Source organism: Acinetobacter sp. Colony158, assembly GCF_019264745.1.
Taxonomy (GTDB): Bacteria; Pseudomonadota; Gammaproteobacteria; order Pseudomonadales; family Moraxellaceae; genus Acinetobacter; species Acinetobacter ursingii.
Map to the genome: position 1 here is coordinate 1384661 of NZ_CP078523.1, position 6786 is coordinate 1391446.

The 6786-nt window shown below is 40.2% G+C and carries 9 protein-coding genes and 2 tRNA genes; 8 read left to right on the forward strand and 3 right to left on the reverse strand.

The window, feature by feature from the left end; translation table 11 throughout:
* Positions 1-75: 75 nt before the first annotated feature.
* Both JR005_RS05575 and JR005_RS05580 read right to left on the reverse strand, forming a co-directional pair.
* A tRNA-Gly gene (locus JR005_RS05575) sits at positions 76-151 on the reverse strand.
* A gap of 44 nt (positions 152-195) precedes the next feature.
* A tRNA-Gly gene (locus tag JR005_RS05580) sits at positions 196-271 on the reverse strand.
* 201 nt (positions 272-472) lie between these two features.
* Between JR005_RS05580 and JR005_RS05585 the strand changes: the two genes are divergently transcribed.
* The 5 genes from JR005_RS05585 to JR005_RS05605 all read left to right on the forward strand — a co-directional run bounded on the left by JR005_RS05585 (position 473) and on the right by JR005_RS05605 (position 3313).
* Positions 473-781 carry a BolA family protein gene (locus tag JR005_RS05585; protein ID WP_044435701.1) on the forward strand — a complete coding sequence of 103 codons (309 nt, stop codon included), beginning with the start codon at positions 473-475 and terminating at the stop codon, positions 779-781.
* An 18-nt stretch (positions 782-799) separates the two neighbouring features.
* Entirely contained in the window at positions 800-1192 is a 393-nt protein-coding gene (locus JR005_RS05590) for a SirB2 family protein (protein ID WP_004985710.1), read from the forward strand.
* Positions 1193-1272: 80 nt separating this feature from the next.
* Positions 1273-2109: a ParA family protein gene (locus JR005_RS05595; RefSeq protein WP_218665696.1), complete on the forward strand. Its 837-nt coding sequence runs from the start codon at positions 1273-1275 to the stop codon at positions 2107-2109.
* 13 nt (positions 2110-2122) lie between these two features.
* Positions 2123-2509 (forward strand): hypothetical protein, encoded by a 387-nt coding sequence (locus JR005_RS05600; protein ID WP_004985706.1) that lies wholly within the window; start codon positions 2123-2125, stop codon positions 2507-2509.
* Between the two features lie 213 nt (positions 2510-2722).
* Entirely contained in the window at positions 2723-3313 is a 591-nt protein-coding gene (locus JR005_RS05605) for a LysE family translocator (RefSeq protein WP_004995490.1), read from the forward strand.
* Positions 3314-3315: 2 nt separating this feature from the next.
* Here the strand turns inward: JR005_RS05605 and JR005_RS05610 are convergent, their stop codons facing one another.
* Positions 3316-3969 carry a DedA family protein gene (locus JR005_RS05610; protein WP_151723685.1) on the reverse strand — a complete coding sequence of 218 codons (654 nt, stop codon included), beginning with the start codon at positions 3967-3969 and terminating at the stop codon, positions 3316-3318.
* 203 nt (positions 3970-4172) lie between these two features.
* Here JR005_RS05610 and JR005_RS05615 point away from each other — a divergent pair, with 203 nt between their 5' ends.
* From JR005_RS05615 to guaA, 3 genes are all read left to right on the forward strand, one after another.
* On the forward strand, positions 4173-4595 hold the full coding sequence (locus tag JR005_RS05615) for a DoxX family protein (protein WP_005001594.1): 423 nt from the start codon (positions 4173-4175) through the stop codon (positions 4593-4595).
* 116 nt (positions 4596-4711) lie between these two features.
* A complete protein-coding gene (locus JR005_RS05620) occupies positions 4712-5080 on the forward strand; it encodes a NirD/YgiW/YdeI family stress tolerance protein (RefSeq protein WP_218665697.1) in 369 nt (122 codons plus the stop codon).
* A 135-nt stretch (positions 5081-5215) separates the two neighbouring features.
* The gene (gene guaA / locus JR005_RS05625) at positions 5216-6784 is read left to right on the forward strand and encodes a glutamine-hydrolyzing GMP synthase (RefSeq protein ID WP_035271743.1); all 1569 of its coding nucleotides are present in this window, start codon (positions 5216-5218) and stop codon (positions 6782-6784) included.
* Positions 6785-6786: the final 2 nt, after the last annotated feature.

Sequence of the window (6786 nt, forward strand, 5' to 3'; positions counted from 1 at the left end):
CTTTAATAATAAGAAAAAAACTATATAAATCAAAAAGAAAAAGCCCCTATCTTTCGATAGAGGCTTTTCAAAATCTGGAGCGGGAAACGAGACTCGAACTCGCGACCCCAACCTTGGCAAGGTTGTGCTCTACCAACTGAGCTATTCCCGCAAATATTTGAGCAGTTTTATAAAAAACTTTCACTAAAAACAATCTGGAGCGGGAAACGAGACTCGAACTCGCGACCCCAACCTTGGCAAGGTTGTGCTCTACCAACTGAGCTATTCCCGCGTGCCGCTTATAATACATTAAGCAAATCAAGGGTCAACCACTTTATGCAAATAATGCTGCTGATTGCATAAAATAAAATCATATTCGCGTTCTAATCGTCTGAGTTATTCTATTTGACTCACTTTTTATGTGTTTTTCAGTGTTTTAATCTTAGGCACGTTATACTTCCATCCATCTTTCTATGTAAGTAGGTAACTGATCATGACGCTCGAACAACAACTGATTGAACGTTTAAATACATTGCAACCCACGCAGCTTGAAGTAACCAATGAGTCTGCGGGTCACGGTGGTTACTTTCCGGGTAAAGAAAGTCATTTTAAAGTCGCTATCGTAAGTCCAATTTTTCAGGGACTTCGACTGGTGCAACGTCACCAAAAAGTCTATGCAGTCGCAACAGACTTGATGAATCCTGGTAAAATTCATGCATTGGCGATTCATGCCTATACGCCAGATGAATGGCAAGGCCAAGTACCCGATAGTCCTGAATGTGCGCATGCACCTAAAAATTAAACAAATTGATAGATAAAAATGGATATACATTTATTCGTCCTTGTCATTCATCTGGTTGCATTGGCACTTGCAGCAATAGCCGTGCTGATTCGTTCTATGCCTTTATGGATGACTACGCCTGATCAGTCTGAGTCTCCTGTGACCAATAAACTCTGGATTGCCCTGCAACATTCAGGATTTACGCTTGTTGTCATTACGGGACTTGTTTTGTTATCGCTGAATCATTTTCAAATGCAGCCGTGGTTTTATGCCAAAATTATTCTGTTTGTGGTAATGCTTTCGTCTTTCAGTAAAGCATTTAAAAAGGATCAGTCTATTTTAGTGGTACAGCGCAAAGCAGGTCTGGTCATTGGCTGTGTGGCATTTGTTGCTATTTTGGGTTTAGTCATGATCAAGCCAGTTTTTGGTTAATTGTTTGACATTCTTTGCATTTATATCGATTGGCTAGGTTAAACTCTAAACAAGTTTGAAAAAATAGTGATGAGGGAAGCATGTTTACACGGGTGGTTTTTAACCAAAAAGGCGGTGTGGGTAAATCAAGTATCACGGTAAATTTGGCTGCAATTAGCGCACAGCAAAACTTAAGAACACTGGTGATTGATTTGGATCCACAAGCCAATTCAAGCCAATACCTATTAGGTGAACAGGCGACTTACTCCGCAGATAAAAATGCCCTAGAGCCGAACATCGAAAACTTTTTTGATGATGTCTTAGGTAACAACCAGCCAAAAGGGTTGATTGGTAATGCCATTGGTTCAATTTTAAAATCACGCGCCAAAGGCTTGGAAAGTTTTGTGCATCATACTGCTTTTCCAAAGCTGGACGTGATTCCAGCCAGTCCAACACTGGGTGCATTAGAGCATGCGCTTGAATCCAAGCATAAAATTTATAAATTACGCGATTCTTTGCAACAACTCAGCAGCCAATATGATCGGATTTATATCGATACGCCACCTGCTTTTAATTTCTTTACTTTGTCGGCGCTCATTGCCGCTGATCGGGTGTTGATTCCATTTGATTGCGATGTTTTTTCCAAACGTGCGTTACAAACTTTGATTGAAAATGTGATCGAAACCCAAGATGATCATAATAATGGTCTGGAAATTGAAGGGATTGTGGTCAATCAATTTCAGGCACAGGCAAAATTGCCAAGAGAAGTGGTACAACAATTAAAAGATGAAGGCTTACCTGTATTAAACAGCATGTTACCGCCTTCAATTTTAATGAAAGAATCACATCAGAAAAATTTACCCTTGGTTCATCTATCGCCAGAACACAAGCTGACACAAGCGTATCAGACACTGTTCTCAGAAATTGAACCCAATTAATTTGAGAAAAGCGATGAAAGGCTTATATTTCCTTCCTCTAAGCGTATTAACACTATTGCTGGGTGCTTGTGCGACCACAGTTAAACCGACCTATGTCTCTCCAACGCAATACCAGTCGTTGAATTGTCAGCAATTACAAAGTGAATATAATCGTATTCAACTCTATATTGAAAATGGTGTGCAGACACCGAAACGGACAGGTGTGGGTGTAGGCGTTGGACTTGGCGGTGGCTGGGGACGTGGTGGTTGGGGCTTCGGCCCAAGCGTTTCAGTCAACATGGGACAATCTTCAAACACCAAAAATACGGAACTTTCTCGCGTATTAGGTCAGCAAGAAGCGATTGTTCAGGCAGCACAATTTAAAAATTGTCCTATTGTGGTCAAGAAAAAAGCTAGTTAAAATCCTAAAAACGAGTCCTGTTTCACATTTTTTGAATCAGGACTGAATAAGTGTTTGTCAAAATGTTTCGTGATATGTCTTTTTAAATCATATTGTTAGTTTTCTTTGCATCGATATTTCATCATCTATGCTCAGGCTTAAACGTCAATAAAACTTGTCAGTTAAATTCAATTTCATATAAGGTGTGCCCACCTTAATCGCGATGGATACTTTATGATTGAAAGCTGGTTTTTTGTATTGGCGATGCTAGCCGTGCTACTTATTCCTGGTCCAACCAATGCGTTGTTTGCCAGTGCTGCACATCATCAGGGTATTACAAAAACGGCTTCTTTTATTCCAGCAGAATGGTTGGGTTATCTGTATGGTATTGCGATTTGGGCATTGTTAATTCATCTTGGGCAACCGATCTGGCCTGCACTGACTCCGCTTTTGCATGTGATTAGTGCTTTGTATGTCATTTGGTTGGCATTTAACTTGTGGAAAAGCTCACATTTACAAAAACATAGCCAAAGTCACAAAACGATTCGCCCTAAACAGATATTTTTCTCGACCTTAAAAAACCCTAAAGCGTTATTGTTTGCCGCAGGAATTTTTCCGCCAGAGACATGGGATTCTTTGGAACATGCCATTTTAGTACTAGGCGTATTTAGCTTAATTCTATTTCCAGTGTCATGGTTCTGGATGGTGTTTGGTCGGGCATTACTGGCAGGCAATATTAAGGGATTACAAGCCGACCGTTTATATAAAGGATCGGCAATGTTGCTGTTATTATGTATGTTACCCGTGATTTTTCGATTCTTTTAAACTTACTTTTTAGAATTTAAAACTTGACGCTTATTGCTGAGTTTCTGACGAATAAAAGCAAAAATTCCCGGTAAGACACTCAAAATAATAATGCCAAAAATTAAGTGGGTAAAATTATCTTTAACCATCGGCATATTGCCAAATAAATAGCCCAATGTAATAAAAGAAGCTACCCAACACAGCGCTCCAATCACATTATAGGTCAGAAAAAACTTATAGTTCATGCTGCCTGCACCTGCGACAAAAGGCGCAAAGGTACGGGCAAAAGGAATAAATCGAGCAAAAATGATGGTTTTACCGCCATGACGTTCAAAAAACTCATGGGTTTTGCTTAGGTGTGCTTTATTAATAAAACGTGAATTCATTTCAAAAACACGCGGGCCGATGAAACGACCAATATGATAATTTAGGGTATCCCCCAATACTGCTGCAATGAATAAAAGAATACCCAGAATCCAAGGGTCCATTGCGCCCGTAGATGCTGCCAATGCCCCTGCTGCAAACAGTAAACTATCGCCCGGTAAAAAAGGCATGACCACCAGACCCGTTTCCACAAAAATAATCAGAAACAAAATTGCATATATCCATACGCCATAATTGCGAATAAACTCAAGAAGGTGATCATCAACGTGCAAAATAAAATCAAAAAGTTCCATGACAGGCTACAGCGCAAAATTGTGATCAAATCCTAGCAGTGCCTTATGTGAAAGTCAGTATGATTCAGTAAAAAGTTACATCTTTTATTGTCTTTTATTCAGAACGATATGTCTGAAAAATGAATATTTATTGCAAAAATAAAGCAGATTAAGATCATCTCATCAAAACAACATACTTTGAAATCAATCTAAAGGGCTTATTTATGTTTAATCCAAATGTAGTCGTAAAAAACATCGTCACTCAATCTGGTGCAGATGCTGTTATCTCATTGGTCGCACGAATCCTGATGGCCTATATTTTTATAGTTGCAGGTTGGGGAAAAATTACCGCTTATTCGGCAACTGTGGGTTATATGGAATCGATGGGGGTGCCAGGTGGACTATTACCTTTAACAATTTTGGTTGAATTTGGTGGCGGACTAGCTTTGCTTTTTGGTTTTCAGGCTCGTTTAGCAGCTTTGGGACTTGGTGTTTTTAGTATTTTGACCGCGCTTATTTTTCATGAAGGTACAGATCAATCTCAAGCCATTAATTTTATGAAAAACTTAAGTATGGCGGGCGGTTTATTTTTCTTGATGTTACATGGTGCGGGTAAATTCAGTCTAGATGCAGCGATTGAAAAATAAATTATTCAGACTTATAGGGTAAATTAACTTTTACCTTATATTACAAAACTCTAGCCGACATCTTTTTCACTTTCTGCTTAGATAAAACTGAATATATTTAATATCAAGAGAGAATAATGAAAAAGTTTATCCTGACTGCTTCTATCGCCGCGACAGTCGTTTTATCTTCTAGTGCATTTGCTGGCAAGGATGATCATGTGATTATTCAGGAAGCTGCAAAAAATATGGTGACTGTTCAGCAAGTAGCAAAAATCAAAGATGAAACGGGCGTAACATTGACAGGTCAAATTACCAAACATATTAAAAGTGATCATTATGAATTTAAAGATCGTTCTGGCACAATTAGTCTGGAAATTGATGATGATCTTTGGCGTGCAGCAGGCTTAACAGTCGGTCATCATGTCCGTGTTGTGGGTGAGGTAGATACTCATCGCTATAAACCTACAGACATTGAAGTCGTGAAAATCGAAAAAATTCAGCACTAAATAGAAGGCACTCATGTAGTGCCTTTTTTAATACTGTTTTTATTAGGTTTTTTGGCTATGGAAAGAACGTGCGTGGCATCATGAAAAATGCTAGAATATTGCGCTTCTCTCGTTGCCTTGCATAGTTGCGTAATCATGACAACCAATACTCACATTACTGATGACCGTATCTTAATTCTGGATTTCGGCTCTCAATACAGCCAGCTGATTGCACGTCGTGTACGTGAAGCGGGTGTATATTCTGAAATGTATGCTTTTGATATGTCTGAACAAGACATTCGTGCTTTTAATCCGAACGGTATCATTTTGTCTGGTGGGCCTGAAAGCGTGCATGAAGAAGGTAGCCCACGCGCACCACAAGTAGTATTTGAGCTTGGTGTACCTGTCTTAGGGATTTGTTATGGTTTCCAAACCATGTCTGAGCAATTAGGTGGAAAAGTTGAGCCGGGCAAGGTGCATGAGTTTGGTTATGCCGAAGTCGACATTCAACAACGTGATCAATTGATTGGCAATTTGCAGGATCGTGAAGATCAACTCCATGTCTGGATGAGTCATGGTGATAAAGTAGGACGTTTACCAGAAGGTTTTCAGACTACGGCTAGTACGCCAAGTTGTCCATTCGCAGCAGCATCCGATGAAACTCGCCGTTTCTATGGAGTTCAGTTCCATCCGGAAGTCACGCATACCGCCAAAGGTGCAGAATTACTGTCTAACTTTGTGCATAAAATCTGTGGTTGTGGTGGTCTTTGGACGCCAGAGCACATTATCGATTTGCGCGTAGAACAATTACGTCAGCAAATTGGAGATGAAAAAGTATTACTCGGTTTATCTGGTGGTGTAGATTCATCTGTTGTGGCTGCACTTTTACATAAAGCGATTGGTGATCAATTGACTTGCGTATTTGTAGACAATGGTTTGCTTCGTTTAAACGAAGGCGACCAAGTGATGCAAATGTTTGCAGATAACATGGGAATCCGTGTCATTCGTGCGGATGCCGAAGAACGTTTCTTAACTGCACTTGCAGGTGAAGTTGATCCAGAGAAAAAACGTAAAATTATTGGTCGTGAATTTATCGAAGTCTTTGCAGAAGAAGCGCGTAAACTTGATGGCGTGAAATTCTTGGCACAAGGTACGATTTATCCTGACGTGATTGAATCTGCTGCAAGTAAACAAGGCAAAGCGCATGTGATCAAATCCCACCACAACGTGGGTGGTTTACCAGAAGATTTAGCGTTTGATTTGGTCGAGCCATTACGTGACTTGTTTAAAGACGAAGTGCGTAAGCTAGGTACGACGCTTGGCTTGCCACACAGCATGATTTATCGTCATCCATTCCCAGGCCCAGGTTTGGGCGTGCGTATTTTGGGTGAAGTGAAAAAAGAATACGCCGATATTTTACGTCTGGCAGATGATATCTTTATGCAGGAACTTCGTGCTAGTGGTTGGTACGACAAAACAGCACAAGCATTTGCGGTATTCCAACCTGTAAAATCTGTGGGTGTGGTGGGTGATGGTCGCCGTTATGCATGGGTGATTGCACTTCGTGCAGTGGAAACGGTTGACTTTATGACCGCACGTTTTGCACATTTGCCGTATGAATTGGTTGATAAAATCTCGACGCGTATCATGAATGAAATCAAAGATGTTTCCCGTGTGGTTTATGATGTTTCATCTAAACCACCAGCGACGATTGAATGGGAGTAAAT